29 protein-coding genes and 1 pseudogene are annotated in these 26,415 nt (G+C 70.3%); 6 read left to right on the forward strand and 24 right to left on the reverse strand.

Annotated features, from left to right (window positions below):
- Positions 1-135: 135 nt before the first annotated feature.
- From ACWGIU_RS03630 to ACWGIU_RS03710, 17 genes are all read right to left on the reverse strand, one after another.
- A complete protein-coding gene (locus ACWGIU_RS03630) occupies positions 136-1,620 on the reverse strand; it encodes an aldehyde dehydrogenase family protein (protein ID WP_453702040.1) in 1,485 nt (494 codons plus the stop codon).
- A 32-nt stretch (positions 1,621-1,652) separates the two neighbouring features.
- Positions 1,653-2,393 (reverse strand): type 1 glutamine amidotransferase domain-containing protein, encoded by a 741-nt coding sequence (locus ACWGIU_RS03635; RefSeq protein WP_453702041.1) that lies wholly within the window; start codon positions 2,391-2,393, stop codon positions 1,653-1,655.
- A 70-nt stretch (positions 2,394-2,463) separates the two neighbouring features.
- Positions 2,464-3,207 carry an AAA family ATPase gene (locus tag ACWGIU_RS03640; protein ID WP_453702043.1) on the reverse strand — a complete coding sequence of 248 codons (744 nt, stop codon included), beginning with the start codon at positions 3,205-3,207 and terminating at the stop codon, positions 2,464-2,466.
- Positions 3,208-4,467 carry a PP2C family protein-serine/threonine phosphatase gene (locus ACWGIU_RS03645; protein WP_453702045.1) on the reverse strand — a complete coding sequence of 420 codons (1,260 nt, stop codon included), beginning with the start codon at positions 4,465-4,467 and terminating at the stop codon, positions 3,208-3,210.
- On the reverse strand, positions 4,449-4,904 hold the full coding sequence (locus tag ACWGIU_RS03650) for an ATP-binding protein (protein WP_453702083.1): 456 nt from the start codon (positions 4,902-4,904) through the stop codon (positions 4,449-4,451). Before ACWGIU_RS03650 ends, ACWGIU_RS03645 begins: the two co-directional genes overlap by 19 nt.
- A gap of 14 nt (positions 4,905-4,918) precedes the next feature.
- Complete coding sequence (locus tag ACWGIU_RS03655; protein WP_453421174.1) at positions 4,919-5,230, reverse strand: STAS domain-containing protein; 312 nt, start codon at positions 5,228-5,230, stop codon at positions 4,919-4,921.
- Positions 5,231-5,246: 16 nt separating this feature from the next.
- Complete coding sequence (gene glgX / locus ACWGIU_RS03660; RefSeq protein ID WP_453702047.1) at positions 5,247-7,394, reverse strand: glycogen debranching protein GlgX; 2,148 nt, start codon at positions 7,392-7,394, stop codon at positions 5,247-5,249.
- Positions 7,391-7,741, reverse strand: coding sequence for an STAS domain-containing protein (locus tag ACWGIU_RS03665; RefSeq protein WP_453702049.1), 351 nt, complete (start codon positions 7,739-7,741; stop codon positions 7,391-7,393). Before ACWGIU_RS03665 ends, glgX begins: the two co-directional genes overlap by 4 nt.
- 37 nt (positions 7,742-7,778) lie before the next feature.
- The gene (locus ACWGIU_RS03670; protein ID WP_453702051.1) at positions 7,779-9,602 is read right to left on the reverse strand and encodes an AGE family epimerase/isomerase; all 1,824 of its coding nucleotides are present in this window, start codon (positions 9,600-9,602) and stop codon (positions 7,779-7,781) included.
- Between the two features lie 3 nt (positions 9,603-9,605).
- Positions 9,606-10,043, reverse strand: a complete 438-nt coding sequence (locus ACWGIU_RS03675) for a VOC family protein (protein ID WP_453702053.1) — start codon at positions 10,041-10,043, stop codon at positions 9,606-9,608.
- A complete protein-coding gene (locus tag ACWGIU_RS03680; RefSeq protein ID WP_453702055.1) occupies positions 10,043-10,654 on the reverse strand; it encodes a DJ-1/PfpI family protein in 612 nt (203 codons plus the stop codon). The genes ACWGIU_RS03675 and ACWGIU_RS03680 overlap by 1 nt, the downstream gene beginning before the upstream one ends.
- The gene (locus tag ACWGIU_RS03685; RefSeq protein ID WP_453702057.1) at positions 10,647-12,251 is read right to left on the reverse strand and encodes a GMC family oxidoreductase; all 1,605 of its coding nucleotides are present in this window, start codon (positions 12,249-12,251) and stop codon (positions 10,647-10,649) included. The genes ACWGIU_RS03680 and ACWGIU_RS03685 overlap by 8 nt, the downstream gene beginning before the upstream one ends.
- Positions 12,252-12,260: 9 nt before the next feature.
- A complete protein-coding gene (locus tag ACWGIU_RS03690) occupies positions 12,261-12,644 on the reverse strand; it encodes a nuclear transport factor 2 family protein (protein WP_453702059.1) in 384 nt (127 codons plus the stop codon).
- A gap of 13 nt (positions 12,645-12,657) precedes the next feature.
- Complete coding sequence (locus tag ACWGIU_RS03695; RefSeq protein WP_453702061.1) at positions 12,658-13,113, reverse strand: nuclear transport factor 2 family protein; 456 nt, start codon at positions 13,111-13,113, stop codon at positions 12,658-12,660.
- Positions 13,114-13,136: 23 nt separating this feature from the next.
- On the reverse strand, positions 13,137-13,571 hold the full coding sequence (locus tag ACWGIU_RS03700) for a nuclear transport factor 2 family protein (RefSeq protein WP_453702063.1): 435 nt from the start codon (positions 13,569-13,571) through the stop codon (positions 13,137-13,139).
- 47 nt (positions 13,572-13,618) lie between these two features.
- Complete coding sequence (locus tag ACWGIU_RS03705) at positions 13,619-15,265, reverse strand: thiamine pyrophosphate-binding protein (protein WP_453702065.1); 1,647 nt, start codon at positions 15,263-15,265, stop codon at positions 13,619-13,621.
- A gap of 42 nt (positions 15,266-15,307) precedes the next feature.
- Complete coding sequence (locus ACWGIU_RS03710) at positions 15,308-16,132, reverse strand: type 1 glutamine amidotransferase domain-containing protein (RefSeq protein WP_453702085.1); 825 nt, start codon at positions 16,130-16,132, stop codon at positions 15,308-15,310.
- 317 nt (positions 16,133-16,449) lie between these two features.
- Here ACWGIU_RS03710 and ACWGIU_RS03715 point away from each other — a divergent pair, with 317 nt between their 5' ends.
- The 5 genes from ACWGIU_RS03715 (at position 16,450) to ACWGIU_RS03735 (ending at position 19,883) form a co-directional block, all read left to right on the forward strand.
- Positions 16,450-16,716 (forward strand): UBP-type zinc finger domain-containing protein, encoded by a 267-nt coding sequence (locus tag ACWGIU_RS03715; protein WP_033226151.1) that lies wholly within the window; start codon positions 16,450-16,452, stop codon positions 16,714-16,716.
- Positions 16,713-18,443, forward strand: coding sequence for an FAD-dependent oxidoreductase (locus ACWGIU_RS03720; RefSeq protein WP_453702067.1), 1,731 nt, complete (start codon positions 16,713-16,715; stop codon positions 18,441-18,443). Before ACWGIU_RS03715 ends, ACWGIU_RS03720 begins: the two co-directional genes overlap by 4 nt.
- Before the next feature lie 54 nt (positions 18,444-18,497).
- Positions 18,498-19,007: a hypothetical protein gene (locus ACWGIU_RS03725; RefSeq protein ID WP_453702069.1), complete on the forward strand. Its 510-nt coding sequence runs from the start codon at positions 18,498-18,500 to the stop codon at positions 19,005-19,007.
- A 73-nt stretch (positions 19,008-19,080) separates the two neighbouring features.
- Positions 19,081-19,404 carry a putative quinol monooxygenase gene (locus ACWGIU_RS03730; RefSeq protein WP_453702070.1) on the forward strand — a complete coding sequence of 108 codons (324 nt, stop codon included), beginning with the start codon at positions 19,081-19,083 and terminating at the stop codon, positions 19,402-19,404.
- Positions 19,405-19,406: 2 nt separating this feature from the next.
- Entirely contained in the window at positions 19,407-19,883 is a 477-nt protein-coding gene (locus ACWGIU_RS03735) for a group II truncated hemoglobin (protein WP_453702072.1), read from the forward strand.
- Between the two features lie 66 nt (positions 19,884-19,949).
- Here the strand turns inward: ACWGIU_RS03735 and ACWGIU_RS03740 are convergent, their stop codons facing one another.
- From ACWGIU_RS03740 to fmt, 7 genes and pseudogenes are all read right to left on the reverse strand, one after another.
- Positions 19,950-20,210, reverse strand: coding sequence for a hypothetical protein (locus ACWGIU_RS03740; protein WP_453702074.1), 261 nt, complete (start codon positions 20,208-20,210; stop codon positions 19,950-19,952).
- Positions 20,156-20,625, reverse strand: a pseudogene (locus tag ACWGIU_RS03745) (ribonuclease domain-containing protein). The gene ACWGIU_RS03740 and the pseudogene ACWGIU_RS03745 overlap by 55 nt, the downstream one beginning before the upstream one ends.
- 49 nt (positions 20,626-20,674) lie before the next feature.
- Entirely contained in the window at positions 20,675-20,896 is a 222-nt protein-coding gene (locus ACWGIU_RS03750; protein WP_030012151.1) for a CarD family transcriptional regulator, read from the reverse strand.
- 125 nt (positions 20,897-21,021) lie between these two features.
- Entirely contained in the window at positions 21,022-22,035 is a 1,014-nt protein-coding gene (locus tag ACWGIU_RS03755) for a sugar-binding transcriptional regulator (RefSeq protein WP_453702087.1), read from the reverse strand.
- A 124-nt stretch (positions 22,036-22,159) separates the two neighbouring features.
- Positions 22,160-22,846 carry a ribulose-phosphate 3-epimerase gene (gene rpe, locus ACWGIU_RS03760; protein ID WP_453702075.1) on the reverse strand — a complete coding sequence of 229 codons (687 nt, stop codon included), beginning with the start codon at positions 22,844-22,846 and terminating at the stop codon, positions 22,160-22,162.
- A 235-nt stretch (positions 22,847-23,081) separates the two neighbouring features.
- Positions 23,082-24,557 (reverse strand): RsmB/NOP family class I SAM-dependent RNA methyltransferase, encoded by a 1,476-nt coding sequence (locus ACWGIU_RS03765; protein ID WP_453702077.1) that lies wholly within the window; start codon positions 24,555-24,557, stop codon positions 23,082-23,084.
- Between the two features lie 124 nt (positions 24,558-24,681).
- Positions 24,682-25,626: a methionyl-tRNA formyltransferase gene (fmt, locus tag ACWGIU_RS03770; protein ID WP_453702079.1), complete on the reverse strand. Its 945-nt coding sequence runs from the start codon at positions 25,624-25,626 to the stop codon at positions 24,682-24,684.
- Between the two features lie 251 nt (positions 25,627-25,877).
- On the opposite strand from fmt, the gene ACWGIU_RS03775 reads away from it, so the two are divergent.
- Positions 25,878-26,415: hypothetical protein (locus ACWGIU_RS03775; protein WP_453702081.1), on the forward strand; the 538-nt coding region annotated here is incomplete at its 3' end.

The following is a 26,415-nucleotide window of genomic DNA, read 5'->3' on the forward strand; positions in this document are numbered from 1 at the left end:
ACCTGGTGGCCTGCCGCCACGAGGATCCTGGCCAGGGTCGAGCCGATCCGCCCGGTGCCGATGATGCCTGTCCGCATTGCCGCTCCTCGGGAATGGGGTCTCGGTAGCGCTCTCGGTCGGTCCTCGGCAGCGCTCTCAGTCCATGCCGATCCAGACCGATTTGGTCTGGGTGTAGCTCTCCAGCGACTCGGGGCCGCACTCGCGGCCGTAGCCGGAGGCCTTGTAGCCGCCGTAGGGCACGGCGGGGTCGTACTGGTTGTAGCAATTGACCCAGACCGTGCCGGCCTTGATCTGCGAGGCGACCCGGTGGGCACGCCGAAGGTCCTTGGTGTGGACGCCGGCGGCGAGGCCGTACGCGCTGTCGTTGGCGATGCGTACGGCATCCTCCTCGGTGTCGAAGGGGATGATCGACAGAACCGGCCCGAAGATCTCCTCCTGGGCGATCCGCATGCCGTTGTCGACGCCGGTGAAGATGGTCGGCAGGAAGTACAGGCCCTGGCTGGAGGCGCCCTCGGGGGTCCAGCCGGTACCGCCGGTGCGCAGGGTCGCGCCTTCCTTCTCGCCGACCTCGATGTACGAGCTGACCTTGTCGAACTGGCCGCGGTGGGCCAGCGGGCCGAAGAGGGTGGCCGGGTCGCGCGGGTCGCCGGGCTTGAGGTCGGCGGCCCGGCGGACCAGGCGTTCGACCATCTCGTCGTGGATGGGGCGCTGCAGCAGCAGCCGGGAACCGGCGGTGCAGATCTCGCCCTTGTTGTAGTAGATGCCGAAGAAGGCGAGTTCCTCGGCGGCGTCGAGGTCGGCGTCGGCGAAGACGATGTTGGCGGACTTCCCGCCGAGCTCCATCGTCACCTTCTTCAGGGTGCCGGCCGCCTTGCGGATGATCGTCTGGCCGACCGAGGTGGAGCCCGTGAAGGCGATCTTGTCGATGTCGGGGTGGCCGGTGAGGGTCTCCCCCAGTTCCACGCCCGGACCGGTGATGACGTTCAGCACCCCGTCGGGGATCTCCGCCTCCTGGAAGAGCTCGGCGATCTTCAGGGCGGTCAGCGGGGTGGCCGGGGAGGGCTTGTGGACCACCGTGTTGCCCGCCGCGAGCGCCGGTGCGATCTTCGTCATCGACAGCAGCAGCGGGAAGTTGAACGGGGTGATGGCGCAGACCACGCCCAGCGGTTCGCGCAGGGTGTAGGCGAGCTGACCGCCGGCCGGGGCGCGCGAGGAGCCGTCGACGCGGGTCACGGCCCCGGCGTAGTAGTGCATGAGCTGGGCGGCCATGGGTGCGTCGACCGTGCTGGAGAACGCGAACGGCTTGCCCATGTCCACGGTCTCCAGCAGTGCGATCTCCTCCAGGTCGCGCTCGATGAGCTCACCGACCCGGTTCAGCCGCAACGCGCGCTCCTGGGCGGACAGTCTGCTCCAGGGGCCTTCCTCGTACGCCGTGCGGGCGGCGGCGACGGCCGCGTCCGCGTCGGCGGCGGCGGCCTGGGCCACCGGTACGATCTCCTGCCCGTCCACGGGGCTGATGTCCGGTTCGGTACGGCCGTCCTGGGCCGGAACCCAGGCGCCGCCGATGAACAGTTTCCCGGGGTTCGCGAGGGGCTGGCCGCTCAGCTCACGCTTGGTCATGGCTGCCTTCCGGTGTCGGGTGCGGGGCGGTTCTAGCCCTTCGCGAGCTGCGTCAAGAAGGTCTCGGCGAGGGCCTTGGAGGAGTAGGGGTTCTGGCCGGTCGTCAGCTTGCGGTCGACGACCACGTGCGAGTCCCAGATGGCTTCGGCCTTCTCGTATCGGGCGCCGAGCCGGGTGAGTTCCACCTCCAGGATCAGCGGGAGCCGGCCGGCCATGTTGGTGACCAGCTCCTCGCTGTGCGAGAAGGCCGTCATCCGGTAGCCCTCGAAGGGCCAGCGGCCTTCGCCGTCACGCAGGGCGAGCAGCGAGGTGTGACCGTGGCACACGGTGGCGAGCGGTTTGTCCTGCGCGATGACCCAGCGCAGGATCTGGGCGAGTTCGTCGGACTTGGGGAGGTCGCCGATGGCGCCGTGGCCGCCGCTGACGTACACGCCGTCGTAGTCGGTGATGTCCTTCTCGGTGAGGGTCTCCAGTGCGATGGGGGCTCTCAGCTGGGGGGTGTCCGCGATGACCCGGACGTACTCGGCGGCGTTGGCCGCGTCCTCGTCCGGCGAACCCTGGGGGCGGACCCACCGGAGGAACTGGGGGTCGATGCTCGTCTGGTCGACGGTCGGCGCCCTGCCTCCGATCGTCGCCACGTCCACGTCGTGGCCGGCCGCCTTGAAGAGGGAGAAGGGCACGACGAATTCCTCGGCCCAGAATCCCGAGGGGTGCTGTTCACCGTCCAGCAGATGCAGTGTGGCTTTGGCCGTCATGACGACGAGAATCTTCATGATTCTCTCCTTGTTCTGGATTCGCTGCCGATTCAACACGCCACCCGCAGGGGGCGTAAGGGGGATGACGTCAGGCCCGCGATACTTCGTCACGTGCGTCCAACGCCGAGATGATGGTGCGGAATTCACCGACCAGGGGGTGGTCGGGGTGGGCTTCGGCAAATATGCGTTCCCCGTACAGAGCCGCCATTTCCGGCGAGTAGGGAAGGATTCCGGCCAGTGGCGCCTTGTAGACCGCCTCGGAGCGCCGGCGGGCCGCTTCCCGGTCGATGCCCTCGGGGGCCATGCTCAGTACCAGGTTCCGCCGGCAGGTCAGGCGTCCGGCGAGGGCGATGGTCTCCTCCACGCCGGACAGGTCGATCCGGTCGGCCCGCGCCATGATCATCAGTACGTCGGCGCTCGCCATGGCGGTCACCGACTCGTTGTTGAGCCCGGCGTGGGTGTCGAGCAGCAGCACGTCGAGGGCGTGGTGGACGGCCAGCCGGTCGAAGCCCTCCGGCAGCAGCCCCACGTCGTAGCCCCCGGCCATGATCTCGCGCAGGGCGGCCGCCCCGGTCCGCGCCGGTACGACGTACAGCCCGGGTACGCCCGTCTGCTGGGCGGTGGTCTCGATCTCGCAGCGGCCGAGCAGGTAGTCGGTCAGGGAGGCGCCGGGCCCCAGGCGGAACAGCAGGTCCAGGGTGGGTGACTGGATATCGGTGTCGACCACCCCCACCCGGCGTCCCTCGGCCGCGAGGAGCAGCGCGAGGTTCGCCAGTACCGAGGACTTGCCCGTCCCACCGCGGTGCGAGTGCACGACGATGGTGCGGGTCATCTAGGCCACCACCCGTGTGCCGGCGCCGTCCGCGCGCGGCCCCCGCGCCGCGCGTGGCCGGTGCAGGGCCAGCATGGTGACGTCGTCGTGCTGTTCGGCCGTGCCGGTGTGCTCGCGCACGGCCCAGTCCATCCGGTCGACCACGTCCTTGCCGCTGACCGGTGGTCCGGCGAGCAGTTCCAGCATCCGGTCGTCGCCGAGGAAGCTGCCGTTCGGACAGCGGGCCTCGGGGACTCCGTCGGTGAACGCGAACAGGGTGTCGCCCGGGTCGAGCTGGGCGTAGCCGAGGGTGTAGACGCAGTCGGGCAGGATTCCGACGGCGGGTCCGGTGATGGGGAGAGCGACGGGCGGGCTGCCGTCGGCGGGCAGCAGCAGGGGCGGGTTGTGGCCCCCGTTGATGTAGACGAGGCTGCCGGTGAGCGGGTCGAGCACCCCGAAGAACAGGGTGGCGAAATAGCCCTGCCGCAGGTGGTTGCGGGTGAGGTAGCCGTTGGTGGCGGTCACGGCGTTGAGCAGCGGGGTGGCGCCGACCACCGGGATCCGCCGGCTGCCACCGGCGCGTCCGGCGGCGACCAGGTGCTGCAGGCCGCTGTTCTGCGCGGTGTGCCGCAGCAGGGAGCGGATGAGCGCCATGAACAGTGCGGCTCCGACCCCCTTGTCGCAGACGTCGGCGACGACGAAGGCGAGCCGGCGGCCGCGGGAGATCTCGAAGACGTCGTAGAAGTCGCCGGCGACCTGCCGGGCGGGACGGAACCGCACGTCGATCTCCCAGCCGTCGGGGACGGGCATCGATTCGGGCAGGAAGCCCGCCTGGATCTCCCGGCCGATCTCCAGTTCCTTCTCGTAGCCCATGAGCTCGGCGCGGGCGTCGGCCTCCCGCAGGGTGCGGCCGAGTCCGGCGCGCTCCGAGCAGCTGTGCAGCCGGGCCCCGACGAGGGCGGGCAGGAAGGGCGGTACGAGGTAGTCGTGCCCGATCCGGACGTGCTCCTCCAGGGCGGCGAACTCCGTCACGGTCCAGACGACCACGATGGGGGCCCCGGCCCAGCGGCGCAGCCGGCGTACGGCCATCCGCACGGCCTCCCCGTCGGACTCGGCCGGGGCGAGCAGCACGTCCGCGACGGGCAGCAGTTCCAGTGCGCCTTCGCGCAGCTCCGCGAGGGAGCGGGTGACGAGTGCCGCGTCCATCGTCCGCAGGGCGTCGAGCAGCTCGGGCGGCGGTGGCGGGTGGGCGTCGAGGATGATCACGGTCGTGGAGGGCATCGGTCCGTCCCCTCAGCCTTCACGGTCAGGGTGCTGATGTTGCGGCCGTCCCTGTGCGCATAGGCGAACTCGTCCACGCTGGTCAGCGCCAGGTGGATGCCGAGGCCGCCGATCCGCCGGTCCTCCGGGGGAACCCCGGGGGCGGGCGGCAGGCGGCCTTCGACGGGGTCGAAGGGGGGTGCGCAGTCCTCGATGACGATCTGCACCCCGCCCGGGCCGGAGCGGCCGCGGACGGTGATCCGTCCGTCGCCGCCCCGGTACCCGTGCATCACGACGTTCGTGGCCAGTTCGTCCACGGCCAGCCGGAGCCGGTAGGTGGCGCCCTTGCCCAGGCCCGCCGCTCCGGCCAGCCGCAGGACGAGCGAGGCGATTTCGCCCAGTGCCCCCACCGTTGCGGGCACTTCCAGTACGCGGGACGTCCTCGCCAGTTCGACCATGTCAGTCACGGTGGTCACTCATCGGAGAGGACGATGCTCCGGTCCAGCCCTGCGGTCCGGATGGTCCGGGACACGGGCTCGATGGCACCGACCACCTTGATGGTGACGTCGTTCGCGACCTTCTGCTGGGCGAAGACCAGGGAGCGCAGTCCGGCGCTGGCCATGTAGCCGACGCCGGCCATCCTGATCTCGACGGTGCGGGTGCCGTGGCCGGCGGCCTTCTCGATGGTCCGGTGGAAGTCCGGCGCGGTCTTGGCGTCCAGCTCGCCCGTCAGTTCGATCACGGTGGTGTCGCCCTCGATGCTCAGGGACACGGAAAGCGGCATGTCAGGTCTCCTTCGGTCAGGGCGTGTCGAGGTCGTCGCGATCGTTGGTGCGGCCCACGAGGATCACCACCGAGCGCGGGCCGATCAGGTACTTCCCGGCGTTGTCCAGCTCCTGCTCGGCTCCGGGGGTGCGGATGTCGTACGGTGCCTCGGCCCCGGTGTCGGCGAACAGGTGCCAGCTCCGGCCTCCCGGCAGGGCGGGCAGTTCCAGGTCGTGCGACTCCCAGTGCGCGTTCATGGCCACATACACCACGTCGTCGTCGCCGGTGCCGCAGCGGGCCACCGCCAGCAGCCGGCTCTCGGCCGACCAGTCGGGCTGCCAGGCCCGCTCCCCGTGCCAGCTGATGTCCGGCAGGCCCAGGTTCTCGCGGACCTGGCCGGTGGGGTGGGCGGTGGAGCGCAGCTCGCGGTGGTGCTTGCGGAACTCGATCATCTCCCGCGTGAACCGGAGCAGTTCGGCGTTGTCGTCGACCTGGTCCCAGTCGAACCAGGAGAGCTCGTTGTCCTGGCAGTAGGTGTTGTTGTTGCCCTGCTGGGTGCGGGCGACCTCGTCACCGGCCAGGAGCATCGGGATGCCCTGACTGGTGAAGAGGATCGCGAGGGCGTTCTTCATCTGGCGCAGCCGCAGCGTGTTGATCCCGGGGTCGTCGGTCGGCCCCTCGACGCCGCAGTTCCAGCTGGCGTTGTCGTTGCCGCCGTCGTTGTTGCCCTCGCCGTTGGCCTCGTTGTGCTTGTCGTTGTAGGAGACCAGGTCGGCCAGGCTGAAACCGTCGTGCGCGGTCAGGAAGTTGACCGAGGCCGCGGTGCCGCGGGTGGCGTACAGGTCGGGCGATCCGGCGATCCGGGTGGCCAGTTCGCCGGTGACGCCGGGATCGCCCTTGAGGAAGCTGCGTACGGTGTCGCGGTACTTGCCGTTCCACTCGGCCCAGCGGCCGTAGGCCGGGAAGTTGCCGACCTCGTAGAGGCCGCCGGCGTCCCATGCCTCGGCGATGAGCTTGGTGTGCCGCAGGACCGGATCGTAGGCGAGCAGTTCCAGGAGCGGCGGGTTGGGCAGCGGGGTGCCGTCCAGGGCCCGGCCGAGGATCGCTGCGAGGTCGAAGCGGAACCCGTCGATGTGGTAATCGGCCACCCAGTGGCGCAGGCAGTCGAGGACGAAGTTGCGTACGACGGGGTGGTTGCAGTTGACGGTGTTGCCGGTGCCGCTGAAGTTGAAGTAGTACCCCTCGGGCGTGAGCATGTAGTACGTGGCGTTGTCGAGCCCCTTGAAGGAGATCGTCGGGCCCTGCTCGTTGCCCTCGGCGGTGTGGTTGAAGACGACGTCGAGGATGACCTCGATGCCGGCCGCGTGCAGGTCCTTGATGAGGGTGCGGAACTCGTCGCCCTGCATGCCGTAGCGTCCGGTGGCCGCGTAGCCGGCCTTGGGCGCGAAGAACGAGACGGTGTTGTAGCCCCAGTAGTCGAAGAGCTGCTCGCCCGTCTCCGGGTTGGTGCGCGGGTTGTCGCTCTCGTCGAACTCGAACACCGGCAGCAGTTCGATGCAGTTGATCCCGAGTTCCTTCAGGTACGGGATCTTCTCGCGCAGCCCCGCGAAGGTGCCGGGTGCGGTGACCTGCGAGGAGGGGTGCCGGGTGAAGCCGCGCACGTGTGCCTCGTAGACGACGAGGTCCTCGGCGGGGATGCCCAGCGGGGTGTCGTCGCCCCAGTCGAAGTCCTGGAGGCAGACGCGGGAGCGGTACTGGTAGCCACGGCTGCGGTCCGGCTCCACGCCCCACACGTCACGGCCGGCGATCAGCCGGGCGTACGGGTCGGAGAGCACCTGCCGGGCGTCGAAGCGGTGGCCGGTTACCGGATCGTAGGGGCCGTCGGCCCGGTACCCGTACTCGATGTTCTCGTGGTCGAGGCCGAAGACGGTCATGGCGAAGACGCTGCCGGTGCGGAATTCCTCGGGGAACTCCAGTTCGGCCATCGGCTCGGGTTCTCCGCGCTTGAAGATGACCAGGGTCATGGAGGTGGCCTGGTCGGAGAAGACGGAGAAGCTGACCCCGCCGGGGACCACGTTGGCCCCGAAGGGGAACGGTTTGCCGGCGCGGACGCGGTACCCGCCCACCTCGTGGGTCGGGTACGCGTCGACGCGCAGCACCTGCTCGGACCGGGTCTCGGTCATCGCGCTGCCCTGGCCTTGGCCTTGGCCGCCGCCGCGACGGCCTCGCCGGTCTCGAAGAAGTCGAGGAACCCGGTGGCCGACATGACGAACCTGACTTCCTCGCTCACCCCGTAGAGGGTGACCGCGACGCCGGCGTGCTGGGCTTCGCGGTAGACCACGAGCAGGGTGCGCAGGCCCGCGCTGGAGACGTAGGTGACCGCGGTGAGGTCGATCTTCAGCGGCTTGCCCTCGCGGACCAGCGGCAGCAGTGCCTGGAGCAGCGAGCCGGATGTCTCGCTGTTGATCTCGCCGGTGGCGACGAGCACGGTGCCTGTCTTGTTCCGGCGTTCCTTGAGGTTGAGAGTCATTGCATTCCCCTCTGGTTGGGGCGCCCCCCGTTGAGCGCTACTTCTTGGCCACTGGACGCAGCCGGACCTTGACCTTCACCCGGCTCTGCACGTCGGGCAGCCGTACGGTGAGGGCATCGGCGTCGAAGTCGGTGTACGGCTTCTCGTCGATCTCCACGGACGCGATCCGCACCGAACCGGCGGGAAGCAGGTCGGGCGAGACGCGCAGGACGCGGTCGGGCAGGTTCGTCGGGTCGGGCTGGAAGTGGAAGTCCATCTCCCGGCCGTTGATGAGCAGGTTGTTGTAGACGGCGGAGAGGTAGCAGAGCTCCGCCGAGTGGTACATGGACATCGAGTGACTGCCCTTGAGCCGCTCGGTGCCGAGCAGGTACGGCGTACCGCTGGCGAGCACGTTGAAGTAGACGGCTCCCTCGTCGTGGTCGAGGAAGAAGGTGTTGTAGAAGGACTGGGCCTGCCGGGCCTCGCGCAGGTTCGCGTCACCGCCGACGGTGCCGTTCAGAATGAGGTAGGCGAGGATCGCCTGCTCCTGCTGCCACCAGGCCTTGCGGTCGTGCCAGGCGAACCGGTACGCCTCCTGGTCGCCGTCCTTGAGCCGCTCGACGACGTCGTACCAGCCGCCGCGCTGCACGTCGCTGCCGACCGCCGGCATGATCTCGCCGATCTTCCTGGCGAGCTGCTCGTACTCCGGCTTGGCCTTCAGCGAGTTCATCCGCATCAGGTTCCAGGCGATCTTCAGGTTGTGGCCGACCACCGCGCGGTTCTGCTGCCAGCTGTGCGCGGTGTCGTGCGACCAGTCGCGGAAGAAGCGCTCCTGGACGAAGGGGCTGTTCTTGTAGTCCGGGAACTTGTCCGCGATGGTGTCGAAGGTGTACTCCAGGAAGTCGGCGTACTTCTGGTCGCCGGTCGCCAGGTACAGGTTGATCAGGTAGGCGGGCGCGTGGTCGCCGACCGAGTTCCAGTTCTTGCGCTCGGCGTTCTCGCCGAGGGATTCGTGGTCGGCGCTGAAGAGGATCGGGTCGATGTGGGAGTAGTAGCCGCCCTGCCCCGGGTCGAAGAAGAACTTGTCGAACAGCCTGATGGTGGCGTCCGCGTCGTTCTTGATCCGGACGTCACCGGTGATCCGGTACGTCTGGATGGGGCCGGCCAGCGCGTAGATCTGCTCGTACATCGGGATCGCGTCGTAGTCGTCGGAGAACTCCGAGGTGAAGAGCTTGCGCTCGCTGTCCCCGTCGACGCTGATGCCGTGGTACCAGAAGACCACGTCCTCCTCGCTGTCCACGACCCGCATGTGCTTGCGCAGGTACTCGGTGCCGCGCTCGGCGACCTCCAGGTACTCGTCCTTTCCGGTCAGCAGGTAGGCCGAGGCCATGCCGTAGACCAGGCGGGAGATCGTGTCGGTCTCCTGGACGTGGCTGGCGGTCTTGTCGCCTCCGAGCCGGATCTCGGTGCGGTACCCGGTGAAGTCCACCGGCCCGTCGCCGAACTGCGCCCGCTTGTAGAAGTCGGCCAGGGATTCGATCTGCTTGATCCACCAGCTGGGCTCCTCGAAGCGGTAGTCCTCGGACCCGCGCCCCAGGAAGACCAGGCGCTTGGCGTCGAAGCTCCCGCCCCGCTCCGGGTAGTGGACCCCGTAGACGAAGAGGAACCGGCCGGGCGAGAGCATCTCGTCGATGTGCCCGGAGGCGTCGATGTAGGGCTCGTCCAGGTTGCGGACCAGCTCGGCGCTGGGGTCACCGGCGAGGGAGACGTCGAACTCGCGCCCGTCGGAGGTCTTCAGCCCCAGCAGCCGGGTCCCGGAGTCGAAGCGGGTGACATAGCCCGCGATCGTGTCGGAGAAGGAGAAGGTCACGGCGTCAGCCATGGGTCACGCACCGTCCTTGTCGTGAGAGCCGTCGTCCTCGTATCCCTGGCTGACCTCGACGATGACCCCGTCGGGATCGCGGACCCACACGGTCCGCCAGCCGCAGATGAAGTCGTCGAAGTCCAGTGGCCCCAGGGTCACTTCCGCCGCGTCGCCCAGCTCGGCCAGGAACGCGTCCACGCTGTCGGTCTGGAAGGCCAGGTGGCGCATCCGGCCGGGGGCCTGCGGGCCGTCGTCGTTCGCCGGGCGGGCCGGATCGGTGTCGCCCGCCGCGAAGAGCTCCAGGTACGCGTCCCCCTTGCGAAGGAACACGATCTGCGCCTCCCCGAGGTCGACCACCCGGGCCCGGGTGAAGCCGAAGTACCGGGTGTAGAACTCCTCGGTGGTCTTCTGGTCCGCACAGTTCAGTCCTACGTGGGACCACCGCAGCCCGGCGGCCATCAGCCGGCCCCCCGGCCCCGGCCGGCCGCGATCAGTTCGATGATCCGGCGGGCGAAGAGGTGGTGGTGGGCTCCGGTGCGGCCGGTGACCAGGTCCCCGTCGACCACCACGTCCTCGTCGACGTACTCCCCGCCCATGTTCCGGACGTCACCGATGAGGTTGTTGTGGCAGACGACCTTGCGGCCGCGGATCTTGTCCGGGATCGAGGAGGCCAGCCACATGCCGTGGCAGATGATCCCCTTGAGGACCGTCGGCTCCTCGAAGGCCCGGCGCAGCAGCTCGGTCGCCGGGGCGAGGACGTCCACGTCCTCGGTGTAGCGCAGCCGGTCGGCCACCATGCCGGAGGGCACGATGATCGCCGCGTACCGGCGCAGTTCCGCGTCGCTCAGCCCCTCCAGGGACCGGTCGGCGGTGAACGGCGCCCGGTACTCGTGCCCGGTGAAGGTGATGGAGTCGTTGCCCCACAGCCGGGTCAGGAAGTCGACCTCGGCGCCCTCCTCGGCGAAGCGGCGCTGGTAGTAGAAGATCTCCGGCTCGTAGTAGTCGCTCTCGACCAGGACCGCGATCCGGGTCCCGGACAGCGCGCCCTCGCGCAGGACCGCGTCAGACACGGGAGGCCCCCTTCAGGAAGTCCGCCGCGCGCTCGGCGATCATCGCGATGGCGGTGTGGCAGTTGCCGGACGGGACCGCGGGCATCACGCTCGCGTCGACCACGCGCAGGTTCCGTACGCCGTGCACCCGCAGCTCGGGGTCGACGACGGAGTGGTCGTCGATGCCCATGCGGCAGGAGCCGGCCTGGTGGTGGTAGCTCTCCGCCTTCTGCCGCACGAAGGTCCGCAGGTCGTCGTCGCTCACGTAGCCCGGTCCGGGCTGGAGCTCCTGCTTGTACCAGGGCGAGAAGGCGGAGGTCGCGAAGATCTCGCGGGCGATCTTGACGCCCTGCACCATCCGTTCCAGGTCCCACCGGTCGCCCAGGTAGTTCGGGTCGATCAGCGGGTGGGCCAGCGGGTCGGCGCTCGCCAGCTTGATCGAGCCGCGGGAGACCGGCCGTACGACACCGGGCAGGATGGACACCGTGTTGGGGTGGTCCTGGCCGACGATCACGTCGAACGGCACGTGGACGAAGGCGATCTGCAGGTCGGGGGCGGGCAGCCCGGGCTGCGAGGACAGGAATAGAGCGCTCTCCGACAGGTTCTGCGCCGGCGGCGGGAGCTCCTGGGTGACCTCGGCCATCAGCCCGGTCAGGACGTGGTTGTGGAAGTTCTCGCCGACCCCGGGCAGGGCCGCCGTGACCTCGATGCCGTGCTCGCGCAACTGCTCGGGGTGGCCGATGCCGGACAGCAGCAGCAGCTTCGGGGACTCGATGGCCCCGGCCGCCACGATCACCTCGCGGCGGGCCCGTGCGGTGTGCTGCCCGGGCGCGGCGATGCCGCTGTGGCCGTCCCGGACGGTCCGGCCCGGGATCTCGGCGGGAGCCCGGAGCTGGACGTACTCGACGCCCGTGCAGGTGTCGCGGTCGAACAGCAGCCGCGTGCTCTGCGCGTTGGTGCGCAGGGTCAGGTTGGGTCGCCGCAGCGCCGGCTCCAGGTAGGCGGCGAGGACGCCCTGGCGGCGGCCGTCGGCCACGTCGATGTGGTGCCAGCCGGTGCCGAAGAGGCCGCGCCGCGGGCCGTCGGTGTTGAAGTCGTCGATCTCCTGGTGGCCCAGCTCGACGGCGGCGTCGATGAAGGCCCGGGAGACCGGGTTGGGGCCGTGCAGCCCGGCGTTGGTGATCCGCTGCGGGCCGCGGGTGCCGGTGGTCCCGGCGGTGGCGTCCTCCTGGCCCTCCAGCAGGGCGAAGTAGGGCAGCACGTCCTCGTAGGACCAGCCGGCGGCGCCCTGGTAGGCCCAGTTGTCGAAGTCCGAGGCGTGCCCCCGGATGTGCATCATGATGTAGAGGTTGCTGCTGCCGCCGGGGGCCTTCCCGCGCGGTTCGTACGTACGGCGGCCGTCGAGGCCGGGCTGCGGGGTGCTGGTGTAGCCCCAGTCCACCGGCCCGCCGAGGAGCTTGTACCAGGAGGACGGGTCGTCCACCTCGGGCGGGATGCGGGAGCCGCCCGCCTCCAGGACGAGGACGGAGACGTCCGGGTCCTCGGAGAGCCGGTCCGCCAGCACGCTGCCGGCGGTGCCGGAGCCCACGACGATGTAGTCGTACTCTTCGACGCTCACGGCTCCCCCTCAGTCCTGGCTCAGCACCTGGAAGGGGACCGTGTCGTGGTAGTTCGCCATGTAGGCGATCTTTCCGTCGACGATCCGGAAGAAGTTCATGACCTCGGCCTCGATGGGCTCGCCGGAGGCGCTGACCGCGGTCAGGTGTGAGACGGCCGCGGCCTTCTCCCCGTCGACGACGAAGTGGACGGGCTCATTGCGGAAGACCCGGTACATCGTGCCCATGCCCTTCATCATCGAGCGCAGCACCTCCAGGCCCTCGATGTGGCCGGCGAGCTGCTCGTCCATCACCTGGTCGTCGGCGAACAGGTCGCACCAGCGGTCCCAGTCCCCGGCGTTGGCGTACTCGTAGTACTTCCGAAGGATTTCGGTGTGGGTCTCGTGTCGGTCCATCGCGCTCATCCCCCTATCGGTCCCTGCGGGTTCCGTCCGGCGCGAACGGCGCCCAGAACTGGCTGAAGGCGGTCGCCGAGTCCCCGAAGAGACCGTCACGGCCCTCGACGATCCGGCCGCCGCGCCACCGCATGAAGTGGAAGACCGGGTAGTCCATCCGCTCGTACGGGGAGGTGCTCGTCCCGTCCGCGCCGTCCCGCAGGGCCACGTTGCGGCACACGTCGGCGCTGCAGTCCTCGCCGACGAGGACCGCCTGGATGTCCATCCGGAAGGTGCCGCCCGTGAGCTTGTGGGTCTGCCCCATCAGCTCCAGGAAGGCGTCCAGGCTCTCGTACCATCCGGCCAGCGGGTGGCTGCCCGGTACCAGCCAGCGCAGGTCCTCGGAGTAGTACTCCAGGATGCGCGCCCGGTCGCCGGAGCCGAGGGCGGCGTACGCCGCCTCGACCCGCTCCCGTGTCACTTCGGTCATCGTCGCTTCTCCTTCGCCGGCGCTCAGAGCGAGCCGGAACCGGGCATCGGCGCCAGGTCGTTGACGGTGTACTGCTTGATCAGCGGTCCGTCCGGACCGGCCACGACCGTCCAGGTCTGGTCGGCGTCGAAGCCGAGCCACTGGCTGCGCGCGGCCGGCGGGTCCCAGATCTTGGCCTGCCAGTTGACGAGGACCCGGACGACGGCCCGGTCGCCCTCGATGACGGGCTCCACCTTCGTGACCGTGTGCACCTCGTCGAAGAAGCGGTGGGTGACGGCCGCGTACCAGCGGCCGAATCCCTCATGGCCGATGAAGGTGTCCTCGGGAACCTTGAACTCCAGGTCCTCGGTGATCAGGGCGAGCACGTCGTCCGGATCCAGGTGCTGGTCCAGCGCCACGTACCAGTTCTCGGCGAAACTGCGGATCGCGTCCTCGGTCAGCTGCCGCTCGGCGGGCATGCGGTCTCCTCCTGTCCGTACGGGGCTTGCGTCGGATGGCTCTCGGATCAGATCTGGATGTCGACGAGGAACGGCCCGGGGTGGGACAGCATCCGGCCCACGGCGGCGACCGCCTCGTCGGGCTTCTCCACCCGCATGCCGCCGGCGCCGAGCGACCGGGCCAGCCCGGCGAAGTCGATCTCGGGATGGGAGAGGTCGAAGGAGCCCGGGAAGCCGTGTTCCGGGATGTCCCGCTCCTGCCAGTACTGGGTGATGTTGTCGTCCAGCAGCCGGTACTTGCGGTTGTTGCACACCACGAACTTGGCGTCGATGCCGTGCCGGGCCGCCGTCCACAACGCCTGGTAGGTGTACATGGACCCGCCGTCGCCCGCGAAGCCGACCACCAGCCGCTCCGGCCGGGCCAGCTTGGCCCCGACCGCGCCCGGGAAGCCCACGCCGAGGGAGCCGCCCCGGGTGAGGTGGTAGTCACCGGGGCGCTCCGCCGGCAGGTACCGGGTGACCAGCGGCGAGGTGGTCAGCGCCTCGTCGAAGACGATCAGGTCCCCGCCGGTGCGCTCGGCCAGGGTCTTCAGGAAGACGGCCATCGGCGTGCCGTCGTCCGTGGCGGACCGCGCCGACCGCCTCTCGCGGACCCGCTCCCGGGCCCGTACGTCGAGGCGCGCGGCGGCCGCCGCCCGTCGCTGCGGGCCGAGGCGCCGCTCCAGTACGCCGGCCAGCGCGCGCAGCGCCTGCTTGGGATCCGCGGCCAGACCCAGGTCCACCGGGTGGTTCTTGGCGATCTCGTAGGCGTTGAGGTCGATGTGGACGACCTTGGCGCCCGCCTTGAAGGGGCTCTCCAGCTCGGGGAAGACCTCCGGGAAGACGTAGGTGCCGACGATCAGCACCCCGTCGGCGTCCCCGACGAGCCCCTTGCTGTGCGGGCCGAACATGTGCCCGGTCTGGCCGCGCCGCAGCGGGTGCGAGGCCGCGATGTTCACCTCGGACGAGTCGACCTCGTACACGTCGGCGCCCAGCAGCTCGGCGACGGCGACGAGCTCGTTCTGCGCCCCGGAGAGCGCGACCCCGTCCCCGATCAGAACGATCGGCCGCTCGGCGGAGGCGAGCAGCTCGGCCGCCCGCCCCACCGAGGCCGGCGAGGGTGCCACGTCGGTGAGAACCTGCGTGGACGGCAGGACGGGCTCGGAGTTGAGCTCGTCCAGCACGTCCATGGGCAGCGCCACGAACACGGGACCCCGGGGCGGGGTGAGCGCGATCTTCACGGCCCGGCGGACGGTGCGGAGCACGGACCGCGGGTCGGTGACCCGGGTCGCGTACTTGGTCACCGGCTTGGCCATCGCCACCAGATCGCACGCCATCTGCGCGTCCATGGCGTCGTAGCGCACCCCGGCGTCACCCGCGACCACGACGAGCGGGGTGTGACCGCGCAGCGACTGGTAGAGCATGCCGATGCCGTTGCCCAGGCCGACACCGGAGTGCAGCTGGAGCAGGGCCGCGCCGCCGGTCGCCCGGGCGTACCCGTCGGCGATGCCGGCGGCCACGGTCTCCTGGAGGGCGAGGATGTAATGGAAGTCCTCCGCCGCGTCCACCGCGTCGAGGAATCCCTGTTCCACCGTCCCCGGATTTCCGAACATCACATTCAGGCCGTCGGCCTTGAACTGCTCGATCAGCCTTTCCCGTCCGGGAGTGGCTTCCATGAATTCCCCCTCGACTCTGCGACTTCCCTGCGGCCTCCGGGATCACCAGCCGTATCGGGTGAGACCGTCCTCCAGGACTTCCACGATCTTCTGCCCCGTGAGGTACGAGTCGGGGGTGGAACGGCCGGTGACGAAGGGGAAATCGACGATGACCGACACCGGTTTGCCGAAATTCCCGTGGTACGCGCCGTGCGGGCCCGTCGCGTCGCGCAGGATGTATTCCAGCGGGTACGGCGGCGGCCCCATGTTGAAGTCGGTACCGAGGAATCCGGTGCCGTCCTTGTAGTCGTACTCCTTGCAGTGGCCGGTCACGTGCTTGCCCCAGATGATGCTCCTGCGGTCGCCCCAGTCCCGGGCGAAGGCCAGGCAGGCGACGCCGTAGCACTCGGCGGCGACGACCTTGCCGGCCTTACGGAAGGCCAGGATCAGGGCGTGCACGCGCTCGTTGTTGGCGAGGTCGGCGATGGGGCCGCTGCCGCCGACGATGAGGATCGCGTCGTAGCCGGCGATGTCGGCGTCGAGCTTGTCGAGGTCGCGGTGGTACTGCTCCAGCTTGGGCAGATAGCCCTCGTCGCTCGTGTACGGACGCTCGGGGACCCACGCCTCGATGTCGAGCGGCGAGTCCAGCCGGCTCGACTGCTCGAACTCCCGCCCCAGCCGGGCGTTCTCCTCGGTGGTGACGGAGCGTCCCAGCGGGGGATCGATGTACTTCGCGTCGAGGCTCGGCGGAAGAGCGTGTGCACGCTTTCCGGTCGGCGTGGCGAATATGACTTCGTAGCCCCGCTCGTCGAACTTCGATACGGGGCCTATCAGTTCTTCGGCCCAGTAACCGTGTTCGGAGACAATGACCAGAATCTTTCTGCTCACGTATTCCTCCAGGCGCCGCCTGTTGTCGTTGGCGTCCCCCACACTGGCCGCGCCCAGGTGCTTCGTCAAAGCGCTGGTGTGCGACTTCGTGAGGTAGCGGCCCAGGTCGTACCCGCATGTCAGGAAGTCACCCACGGACGTCATGAAGTAGCTTCAGGACTACCTGACTTCGGCCGAATCGATGAACCATTCCGGTGGCTCCGCCCTATGGTCTGGACGCGCCGTGAATCACGGGCGTACGAGCCGCGTCGTGAACGAGCGACAGCACCAGAGACACCACGGGCAAGAGCACGAGGAGAGGGACGGGGACGATGACGATGGACCTGTTGTGCACACACATCGATCAGATACGTCCGGTGAAACCCACGGCCGTGGGATGCGAGGAGTGCCTCATCGCCGGCGACACCTGGGTGCACCTGCGGATGTGCCTCAGCTGCGGGCACGTCGGATGCTGCGACTCGTCGAGGAACCGTCACGCCACCCGGCACTACCGGACCACCGAGCACGCCATCGCGGCGTCCCACGAGCCCGGCGAGGACTGGGCCTGGTGCTACGCCGACCAGCTGATGCTGGACCCGGCATGAGCGCGGCCCGGGAGACTTCCGCCGCCACCACCGCCACCTCGGCGGCCACCACCGCCGAACGCGCGGAACACAAGAAGCCGGTCATCCTCGCCGTGGACGACGACCCGCAGGTGCTGCGCGCCGTCCGCCGCGATCTGCGCAGCGCCTACGGTGACCGCTACCGGGTGCTCGGCGCCTCCTCGGCGGCCGACGCCCTGAAGATCCTGGACTCCCTCGACGAACGCGGCCACGACCCGGCGCTGTTCCTCGTGGACCAGCGCATGCCGGACGTGACCGGCGTCGAGTTCCTGCTGGAGGCGGTCAGCCGGTTCCCGGACGCCCGCCGCGTGCTGCTGACGGCCTACGCGGAGACCGACGCCGCGATCACCGCCATCAACCGGGTCCGGCTGGACTACTACCTGCTCAAGCCCTGGGACCCGCCGCACGAGCGGCTCTTCCCTGTCCTCGACGACCTGCTGTCGGACTGGCTGGCCACCTACCGGCCGGCGTACGACGGGATCATCGTCGCCGGGCACCTGGTCTCCCCGGGCACCCACGCCGTCCGGGACTTCTTCACCCGCAACGGCCAGCCGTTCCGCTTCCTCAACGTCGAGCGGGACCCCGAGGCGCTGACCCTGATCGCCGCCCAGCCCGACGGGGCGCTTCCGCTCGTCCGCTTCCCCGACGGGTCGGTCCTCTCGGCCCCGACCGACACCCAGCTCGCCCAGCGGCTGGGCCTGGCCACCACCGCCTCCCGCCCGCACTACGAGTGCGTCATCGTCGGCGCGGGCCCGGCGGGCCTGGCGGCGGGCGTCTACTCGGCCTCGGAGGGACTGTCGACCCTCATGCTGGACTCCCGCGCCCCGGGCGGCCAGGCGGGCACCTCCAGCCTGATCGAGAACTATCTCGGCTTCCCCTCGGGCCTCTCGGGCGGTGATCTGACCCGCCGGGCCACCATCCAGGCCTCCCGGTTCGGCGCCGAGATCCTGCATCCGGTGGAGGTGGTCTCGCTGACCCGGGACGATCCGGCCAAGATCCTCACTCTGGCCGACGGCACGGAGCTCTCCGCCGAGACGGTGCTCCTGGCCACCGGGGTCTCGTACAACCGCCTCGACGCCCCGGGCGCGGACCGCTTCGAGGGGGCCGGCCTCTACTACGGCGCGGCCACCACGGAGAGCTCGGCCTGTATCTCGCAGCACGTGTTCATCGTCGGCGGGGCCAATTCCGCGGGCCAGGCGGCGGTGCACTTCGCCAAGTACGCCGCCCGCGTGACGATCCTGGTCCGCGCCGCCTCCCTGGACGCGAGCATGTCCCGCTACCTGATCGACGAGATCGACCGCACCCCGAACATCGAGGTGAAGGTCCGCACGACCGTGGTGCGGCTGGACGGCGATGAGCACCTCGAACGCCTCACGCTCCACGACGCCGACACGGGCGAGGACGCCGAGATCCCGGCCCGCTTCATGTTCACCTTCATCGGCGCCCGCCCGCACACCGACTGGCTCGCGGGCGTCGTCGAACGGGACGAGTACGGCTTCGTCCTCACCGGCTCGGACCTGATCTCGAACGGCGGCGAGCTCCCGGCCGAGTGGAGCCTGGAGCGTGCCCCGTACCCCCTGGAGACCAGCGTCCCCGGCGTCTTCGCGGCGGGCGACGTCCGTGCCCACTCGGTGAAACGCGTCGCCTCGGGCGTGGGCGAGGGCGCGATGGCCGTCTCGCTGATCCACCGTTACCGCTCGATGGGCTGAGAGCGAACGCCCCGGGCCTTGCATCAAGGCCACAACGGATGCAACGTTGATTACATGATTACAGCCGAACAGAGCGAACAGCTCCGCGCATGGTTCGCCGAGCGCCTGCCGGTCGACGTCTACGAGTCCCTGGACCCGGTCACCCTCGACCGCGAGGAGATCACGGTCGTCGGCGTCATACCGGCGGCCGAATCGGTCAAGGAGTTCCGCGAACGCACCCGCGAACAGCGCATCGAAGTGGCTCGCGAGGCCGAAGAGCTCTACCGCCGCAAGGTCGCCTGGGGCGTGCGGGTGGGTGAGGAGACGACGCTCTTCACCCACCTCGCCGTCCCGGTGATGACCCGCCTGCGCCAGTCCGAACGGCAGGTGCTCGACACCCTGGTCGCCGGCGGCGTGGCCCGCAGCCGGGCCGACGCCCTCGCCTGGTGCGTCCGGCTCGTCGGCCGCAACACGGACGCGTGGCTGACCGAACTGCGCGACTCCCTGGACAAGGTCCAGCGGGTCCGCGCCCAGGGCCCCGACGTCTCCGAACCGACCGACTCCATGAAGTCCGAGTCCGAATGACGAATCCGCCCCACGGCGGCGCGTGATCGCGTAAGGCTGGCGACGACCGACACCCAGGGAGAGGCACGCACCCATGACCACCACCGTCGAATACATCCGCTACCGGATCGCATTGGACGACCAGTCGGCCTTCGAGGACGCGTACGCCCGGGCGGCCGAGTCCCTGGCCGCCTCGCCCGAGTGCATCGACTACGAGCTGGCCCGCTGCGAGGAGGAGCAGGAGCGCTACATCCTCCGGATCCGCTGGACCTCGATCGAGGCCCACCTGGGCGGGTTCCGCAAGGGCGAGCACTTCCCGGCCTTCTTCAACGCGATCCGTCCGTACGTGACGGCCATCGAGGAGATGCAGCACTACCTCGTGACGGACGTCGTGGGCACGGGAAAGGCCGCCGGATAACGATGAGCACCACACCCACCATCTACGAGTGGATGGGCGGAGCGGAGGCGATGAACCGCCTCACGGACGCCTTCTACACCCACGCCCTGCAGGACGAGATCCTGGCCCCGGTCTTCGCCGGGATGGACTCGGAGCACCCGCAGCACGTCGCGGTCTGGCTGTCGGAGGTCTTCGGCGGCCCCTCGGACTACACCGCCCACCACGGCGGCCACCAGCACATGGCCACCAAGCACCTGGGCCGGGCGATCACCGAGCAGCAGCGCCGCCGCTGGGTGGACCTGCTGATGGACACGGCCGACGAGGTCGGCCTCCCGACGGACCCGGAATTCCGCGGAGTGTTCGCCTACTACATCGAGTGGGGCACCCGCATGGCTCTGATCTACTCGGGCCCCAACCCGCCCCCGGTCGACGCGGCCAAGATCCCGGTCTGGTCCTGGGGCCAGACCCCACCGTGGATCCCGAACACCCCACAGGACTGACCCGAGCGGGGGGCGGGCACTGCGCTTGCCTCCCGTTTCAGCCCCGTCGGCGTTCGAGGCGCCCCTTCAGCCCCGCCGGCGCCTGAGGCGCGGGGTCCGGGGCGGAGCCCCGGCAAGCGGCCCGGCCCCGGCCTCGCCCAGCACCACCACGAGCTCCGGCTCCGGCTCCGGCCCGGCTCCCCGCTCCCGCCGGAAGTCCACGGCCTCCTCCAGCACCTCGACCAACGTCTCCCACTCGCCCGGCCGCGCGGCGGCGAACCCACGCCACGACGTCACCGCCACCAGCCACCCCCCGCCGGACGACGGCAGCCACGACAGGTCCCCCAACGCATCGGCCAGAACTCCCCACCCTCGCCCGTCACGATCCGCCGGGCTCCGCGATCACGCTCCCCTGGCGTCCGCACGGTGTACTCGTGGTAGTAGCCACGTTTCTGCTGGGGCAGGGCCTTCTGAAGTTCCCGAAGACCGTGCCGTCCTGCCGGTAGGGAGACGACCCGCCCTTGTCGATGAGCGCGAGCACGTCACGGGCCTGCTGCGGCAGCCCGTCGACCCGCACGGCGGCCATCCCCTTCGCCCACTCCGGGACGGCAGAGGTCGAGGCGCTCGCACCGGGACTCGCACTGGCGGCGGCAGCGGGCCCGGGTTTCTGCCCGCCACAACCCACCGCACCCACCAGCGCGGCACACAGGAACAGGGCCCCGAGCAAACGCAGCAACGATCGGGGCACGTTCCGAAAGATCATGCACCGATCGTGCCAAATATCCGATTCGCTTGCGAATCGCCTGGTGGCCTCAGAGTGCGGCCATCTTGGTGTAGGGACTCAGGATTCGCTTCTGGACCGAACCGAAGTCGACGAGAACAGCGATCCCCTCCTCGATTCCGACGACACGGCCGAGGCCGTGCTCATCGTGGGTAACCCGGTCGCCGACGTTGAACTGCCGGATGGGCTGCTCCACGGGGGCCTTGAACGGGCTGGACGGCAAATGGCGGCGAGGTACTGCGGACTTTGTCATTGGAACCAGTATGCGCCCCGTAGGCCGCCGCGCGGTCCGCCGTTCGGATCTCAATTCCAGCACCATCCGCACCGGAGGCGACAGCGAACGGGCCGGCGCGGCCCGTCATGCCCGGTCAGACCACATCAGTCGTCTGGGTCGGCCCGGTCCAACGCAGGCCGCAGCCCCGGGGCCGACTCGGTGAGGAGGTAGTCGGCGACCGCCGTGTCCGTGACGAGACTGGTCACCAGCCCCGACCTCAGCACGGCCCCGATCGCGGAGGCCTTGCGCAGGCCGCCCGCGATCGCCACGACTTCGGGGATCCGCCGGAGCCGGTCCGCCTCCACGGTGATGCACCGCTCGCCGAGGTCCCGGCCGACACGACGCCCCTCGGAGTCGAACAGGTGCGCGGACATCTCCGCCGCCACACCCAGCGAGGCGTAGTGCTCCCGCTCCTCGTCGGTCAGCATGTCGTGCACGGTCGAGATGCCCGGCTCCCACGAACCGATCGACACGGCCGCGACCGTCACCTTGTCGAAGTACTCGAAGGCGCGCGCGATCCCCGTCTGGCTGCGCAGCGCGGCCGCGGTGGCCGGATCGGGCAGCAGCATCGGCGCGTAGATCGGGTGCGCGTCACCGCCCGAGACCTGGGCGGCCCGGCGTACCGCCTCGACCGAGCCGCGCTCGGCGGTCCCCGCGTCGTACACGCCGGTCAGCTGCACCACGGTGCACGGCGGCAGCCTGTGCAGGGAGGCGGCCATGTGAATGGTCGACCGCCCCCACGCCAGGCCCAGTACGTCGCCCTCGTTCACGAGCTCGCCCAGCAGATCGGCGGCTACCGCCCCCAGGTTCTCCGGATCGGGCGCGTCCTCGGTGGCGTCGGCGGGCGACTCCACGACGACGGCGTGCCGGAGCCCGTACCGGGACCGGAGCGCGTCCGACCGCTCGGCATCGAGCTCGGCCGGTACCCGGATCTCGATCCGTACGAGGTCACGTTCGAGGGCGGTCTCCAGGACCCTGGCCACCTTGAAGCGGCTCACGCCGAACTCCTCGGCGATCTGGATCTTGGACTTGCCCTCCAGGTAGAAGCGGCGCGCCATGGCCGCCGCCTGCACCAGCTCCGCGGGTCCCATCCGCAGGGCTGACCGTCCCGCCGACATTGCAGACACCGCGTTCTCCTCACTGCTGTTCACACTCTCGACTCGCCGTTCATCCTGTCAGATCCGACGGCCGTTGATCAGCCTGGACAGCTCCCGTTCACCGAGCTGTTCATCAACCCTTGGTTCAGTGGTCGCACGCCCACGGCGCGGCTGCGATCGCCGCACCCGCCTGCTCACGCAGCGTGCGCACGGCGGTGGCGGGATCGACCGCTCCGTAGACCGCGCTGCCCGCCACGAAAACGTCCGCACCGGCCTCAGCACAGCGTTCGATGGTCGAGGCGGAGACCCCGCCGTCCACCTGCAGCCACAGCTCCAGACCGTGCTTGGAGATCAGCTCCCGGGTACGGCGGATCTTCGGAAGCATGATGTCGAGAAAGGGCTGGCCGCCGAAGCCGGGCTCGACCGTCATGATCAACAGCATGTCGAGCTCGGGGAGGATGTCCTCGTACTGTTCGATCGGCGTCGCGGGCTTGAGCGCCATCGAGGCGCGGGCCCCCTTGGCCCGGATCTCCCGCGCGAGCCGCACGGGCGCGGCGGCGGCCTCGGCGTGGAAGGTGACCGAACCCGCTCCCGCCTCCACGTACTGAGGGGCCCACCGGTCCGGGTTCTCGATCATCAGGTGAAGGTCCAGCGGGATGTTCGTGGCCCTGCTCAGGGACTCCACGATCGGCATTCCGAGGGTCAGGTTCGGGACGAAGTGGTTGTCCATCACATCGACATGCAGCCAGTCGGCCCCCTTGACGGCCTGCGCCTCCTCGGCAAGTCGGGCGAAGTCGGCGGACAGGATGCTGGGATAAATCTGAGCGGCCATGCCCCAAGCCTGCCATGCCCCCACCGGGTTCCGGCCACGACCCCGCAAGTCGCCCGCGCGCGGGCAGGACGGGTGGGCCGGGCGGGGCCGGTGACACCCCAGGGAACGCCCGGGGCCCGGGAGGTGGGGCGGGGCCCGGGGCGGCGGGAGCGCGTGGGGCGGGGGCGTGAGGCCCGGTCGCCCCGCTCCGCCCCGAACCCCGCTCCGCCCCGAACCCCGCCCCGCCGTACCGGCCCTACCCCGTACGCCTCAGCAGCGCCAGGTACATCGCGTCCGTGCCGTGCAGGTGGGGCCACAGCTGGACGTCCGGGCCGTCGCCCAGGGCCGGGACGCCCGACATGAAGGGCCTGGCGTCGATCAGTTCCGCGGAGACCGGCGAGTGGCCCGCGCCGCGGCCCTTCAGCACGTCGTCCACGACGACCCGGGTCTCCGCCAGGTGCGGCGAGCACGTCGCGTAACCGACGATGCCGCCCACCCGCACCGCCGACAGCGCCTCGCGCAGCAGCGCGCGCTGGAGCGGCGAGAAGCCCTCCAGGTCCTCCGGGCGGCGGCGCCAGCGGGACTCCGGGCGGCGGCGCAGCGCGCCCAGGCCGGAGCACGGGACGTCCATCAGGACACGGTCGAAGGAGCCCGGCAGCCAGGCCGGGCGGGTGCCGTCGGCCGTGATGACCTGGTAGGGGCCGGGGTTGCCGGCGAGCGAGCGCTCCACGAGCCGGGCCCGGTGCGGCTGCTTCTCCGAGGCCAGCAGGAACGCCCCGCGCTGCGCCGCGAGCGCCGCGAGCAGCGCCGCCTTGCCGCCCGGGCCCGCGCAGCCGTCGAGCCAGCGCTCGTCGCGGCCCTCGACCGGTGCGGCCGCCAGGGCCATGGCGACCAGTTGGCTGCCCTCGTCCTGCACGCCCGCGCGGCCGTCGCGGACGGCTTCCAGCGCGCCCGGTTCGCCGCCCTCGGCCATCCGGACGGCGTACGGCGACCAGCGCCCCGGCAGTGCGGAGTCCTCGCCGACCGCCTCGAGCAGTTCCTCCGGCGTGGACCGGCCCGGGCGGGCCACCAGGGTCACCTCGGGCCGTTCGTTGTCGGCCTCCAGCAGGTCCTCGATGCCCGCGCGCCCACCGCCCAGCGCGTCCCACAGGGCGCTGACGATCCACTGCGGGTGCGAGTGGTACACCGCGAGGTGTGCCTCGGCATCGTCCTCGTAAGGCGGCGCGACGCGCTCCAGCCACCCGTCGAGGTCGTGCGCGGCGATCTTGCGCAGGACGGCGTTCACGAACTTGGCGCGCCCGTCGCCGAGCACCACCCGGGCCAGCTCCACGCTCGCCGAGACCGCCGCGTGCGTGGGGATGCGGGTGCCGAGCAGCTGGTGGGCGCCGAGCGAGAGCACGTCCAGCACCGGCGGGTCCACCTCCCGCAGCGGGCGGTCGATGCACGCCTTGATGACGGCGTCGTAGGTGCCCTGCCGACGCAGCGTCCCGTAGACCAGCTCGGTGGCGAGTGCCGCGTCGCGCGCTTCGAACTTCTCGTTCTGGCGGGCCTTCTTGAGCAGCGGCGGCAGCACGAGGTTGGCGTAGGCGTCGCGCTCGTCCACCGCCCGCAGCACCTCGAAGGCCAGCATCCGGACCGGGTCCTTCTGGGGCCGGCGGTGCGGCTTGGCCTGCTTGCCACCCGCGCCTGCGGGGGCAGGCTTGCGACGGGGCTGACGGGGCTGTTCGCTCACGTGAAAGGTGCTCCGGGTTTACGAGTGCTACGAGTGCTACGAGTCTGTGAGTGCTACGGGTCTACGCGTGCTACGGGTCGGCGGGCGGGGCGCGGGGACGTCCGCGCTCGGACGGCCCCACCGATCAGCCTACGTCGGCTCCGCCGAGCCGCTCGCCGGGAGCGATCCGGACGCCGCGCGCCCAGTCGGCGGCCCGCATCGGCTTCTTGCCCTGCGGCTGCACCCACAGCAGCTCCACGGCGTGCGAGCCGGTGCCGGCATACACGTTGTTCTTGGCGGGGGCCAGGACGCCCGGCTCCAGGTCCGTGCGGTCGGGCACCAGGCCGAGCGAGATCAGCTTGAGGCGTTCCCCGCGGAAGACGGTCCACGCACCCGGCGCGGGTGTGCAGCCGCGCACCACGCGGTCGGCGCGCATCGCCGGGGCGGTCCAGTCGATCCGGGCGTCCTCCACGGTGATCTTGGGCGCGTGGGAGATCCCGTCGTGGGGCTGCTCGACAGCGCGCAGGGTGCCGTCCTCGATGCCGTCCATGGTGGCGGCGAGCAGGCCGGATCCGGCGAAGGCCAGCCGGGTGAGCAGGTCGCCGCTGGTGTCGGTGGGCCTGATCTCCTCGGTGAGGATGCCGTAGACCGGGCCGGTGTCCAGGCCCTCCTCGATGCGGAAGGTGGAGGCGCCGGTGACCTGGTCGCCCGCGATGATCGCCTGCTGGACGGGCGCGGCTCCGCGCCATGCGGGCAGCAGCGAGAAGTGCAGGTTGACCCAGCCGTGCGCGGGGATGTCGAGGGCGCTCTTGGGGATCAGGGCCCCGTAGGCGACGACCGGGCAGCAGTCCGGGGCGATCTCGCGCAGCCGGGCCTGGAAGTCGGGGTCGCGGGGGCGGGCGGGCTTGAGCACCTCGATGCCCGCTTCCTCGGCGCGTTCGGCGACCGGGCTGGCGACGAGGCGGCGGCCGCGGCCGGCCGGTGCGTCGGGCCGGGTGATGACGGCGGCGACCTCGTGCCGCCCGGAGGCGATCAGGGCGTCCAGGGCGGGTACGGCGACCTCGGGGGTGCCTGCGAAGACGAGCTTCACTGGGGGACTACCTCGCTATCTCGGCTGTCAGCAGCACACCAGTCTATGGGGCGTCCGTCGGGCCGCCCCACCTGTGGTGTTGAGGGGGCGTACGCAGACACGCGCGCCCCTCGCATATGCCGACACGCCCCCACAGCGTGACCTGGGCGACGGGTGGCGCGTTGGTCAAGAGAGATTGACCAAAACGGGCCGCGTGTGAACGGTGTCTGCGGCCCGATCCGCCCTTCAGCACCGGTTCGAGAGGCTTCTTCATGGCCGACCACGCCACCCACGACGCCCAAGCCCGGGCCAGCCTGCACCTCCTGGTACGGGACATCGAGCGGGTTCGCCGGCAGGTGGATGCCCTGCGTACGCTCACCGCCCAGCTCGGCAACGTGTACCGCCCGCGCCGATCGGGTCCCTCCACCGGCTTCGTCGTCTACGGCCGGGCGCCCGCCCCGACCGTCCGCCTCGCGCAGGAGCTGCGGGACAGCGTCGAGACGCTGGTCACCGCGGCGGTGGACTTCGACCGCTCGCTCGGTTTCTCGTGGGACGCGGTCGGTTCGGCACTCGGTGTCACCAAGCAGGCCGTGCACCGCCGCTACGGGGCGCGGCGGGCGCAGTCCGCCGAGTCCGCGGAGCCGCTGGCCGAGGGAACGGCCACCCGGCCCCTGGGGCCGTTGCCGACCGTCCCGGCGGCCCGCTCGATGCCGCCGCAGCCGGTGCGCGAGGAGGCCCAGGCGGCCGCCGCCGGGGGCGTCACCGGCCGGGGGCTCGCAGAGGCTGCCCGCTCCCCCGCCTTCCCCGGTC

Source organism: Streptomyces sp. NPDC054840, assembly GCF_053611065.1.

Excerpts from the sequence above, each read along its gene's own strand:
- ACWGIU_RS03630 (WP_453702040.1), bottom strand. The coding sequence starts at position 1,620 with ATGACCAAGCGTGAGCTGAGCGGCCAGCCCCTCGCGAACCCCGGGAAA.
- ACWGIU_RS03635 (WP_453702041.1), bottom strand. The coding sequence starts at position 2,393 with ATGAAGATTCTCGTCGTCATGACGGCCAAAGCCACACTGCATCTGCTG.
- ACWGIU_RS03640 (WP_453702043.1), bottom strand. The coding sequence starts at position 3,207 with ATGACCCGCACCATCGTCGTGCACTCGCACCGCGGTGGGACGGGCAAG.
- ACWGIU_RS03645 (WP_453702045.1), bottom strand. The coding sequence starts at position 4,467 with ATGCCCTCCACGACCGTGATCATCCTCGACGCCCACCCGCCACCGCCG.
- ACWGIU_RS03650 (WP_453702083.1), bottom strand. The coding sequence starts at position 4,904 with ATGGTCGAACTGGCGAGGACGTCCCGCGTACTGGAAGTGCCCGCAACG.
- ACWGIU_RS03655 (WP_453421174.1), bottom strand. The coding sequence starts at position 5,230 with ATGCCGCTTTCCGTGTCCCTGAGCATCGAGGGCGACACCACCGTGATC.
- glgX (WP_453702047.1), bottom strand. The coding sequence starts at position 7,394 with ATGACCGAGACCCGGTCCGAGCAGGTGCTGCGCGTCGACGCGTACCCG.
- ACWGIU_RS03665 (WP_453702049.1), bottom strand. The coding sequence starts at position 7,741 with ATGACTCTCAACCTCAAGGAACGCCGGAACAAGACAGGCACCGTGCTC.
- ACWGIU_RS03670 (WP_453702051.1), bottom strand. The coding sequence starts at position 9,602 with ATGGCTGACGCCGTGACCTTCTCCTTCTCCGACACGATCGCGGGCTAT.
- ACWGIU_RS03675 (WP_453702053.1), bottom strand. The coding sequence starts at position 10,043 with ATGGCCGCCGGGCTGCGGTGGTCCCACGTAGGACTGAACTGTGCGGAC.
- ACWGIU_RS03690 (WP_453702059.1), bottom strand. The coding sequence starts at position 12,644 with ATGGACCGACACGAGACCCACACCGAAATCCTTCGGAAGTACTACGAG.
- ACWGIU_RS03695 (WP_453702061.1), bottom strand. The coding sequence starts at position 13,113 with ATGACCGAAGTGACACGGGAGCGGGTCGAGGCGGCGTACGCCGCCCTC.
- ACWGIU_RS03700 (WP_453702063.1), bottom strand. The coding sequence starts at position 13,571 with ATGCCCGCCGAGCGGCAGCTGACCGAGGACGCGATCCGCAGTTTCGCC.
- ACWGIU_RS03705 (WP_453702065.1), bottom strand. The coding sequence starts at position 15,265 with ATGGAAGCCACTCCCGGACGGGAAAGGCTGATCGAGCAGTTCAAGGCC.
- ACWGIU_RS03715 (WP_033226151.1), top strand. The coding sequence starts at position 16,450 with ATGGACCTGTTGTGCACACACATCGATCAGATACGTCCGGTGAAACCC.
- ACWGIU_RS03720 (WP_453702067.1), top strand. The coding sequence starts at position 16,713 with ATGAGCGCGGCCCGGGAGACTTCCGCCGCCACCACCGCCACCTCGGCG.
- ACWGIU_RS03725 (WP_453702069.1), top strand. The coding sequence starts at position 18,498 with ATGATTACAGCCGAACAGAGCGAACAGCTCCGCGCATGGTTCGCCGAG.
- ACWGIU_RS03730 (WP_453702070.1), top strand. The coding sequence starts at position 19,081 with ATGACCACCACCGTCGAATACATCCGCTACCGGATCGCATTGGACGAC.
- ACWGIU_RS03735 (WP_453702072.1), top strand. The coding sequence starts at position 19,407 with ATGAGCACCACACCCACCATCTACGAGTGGATGGGCGGAGCGGAGGCG.
- ACWGIU_RS03750 (WP_030012151.1), bottom strand. The coding sequence starts at position 20,896 with ATGACAAAGTCCGCAGTACCTCGCCGCCATTTGCCGTCCAGCCCGTTC.
- ACWGIU_RS03755 (WP_453702087.1), bottom strand. The coding sequence starts at position 22,035 with ATGTCGGCGGGACGGTCAGCCCTGCGGATGGGACCCGCGGAGCTGGTG.
- rpe (WP_453702075.1), bottom strand. The coding sequence starts at position 22,846 with ATGGCCGCTCAGATTTATCCCAGCATCCTGTCCGCCGACTTCGCCCGA.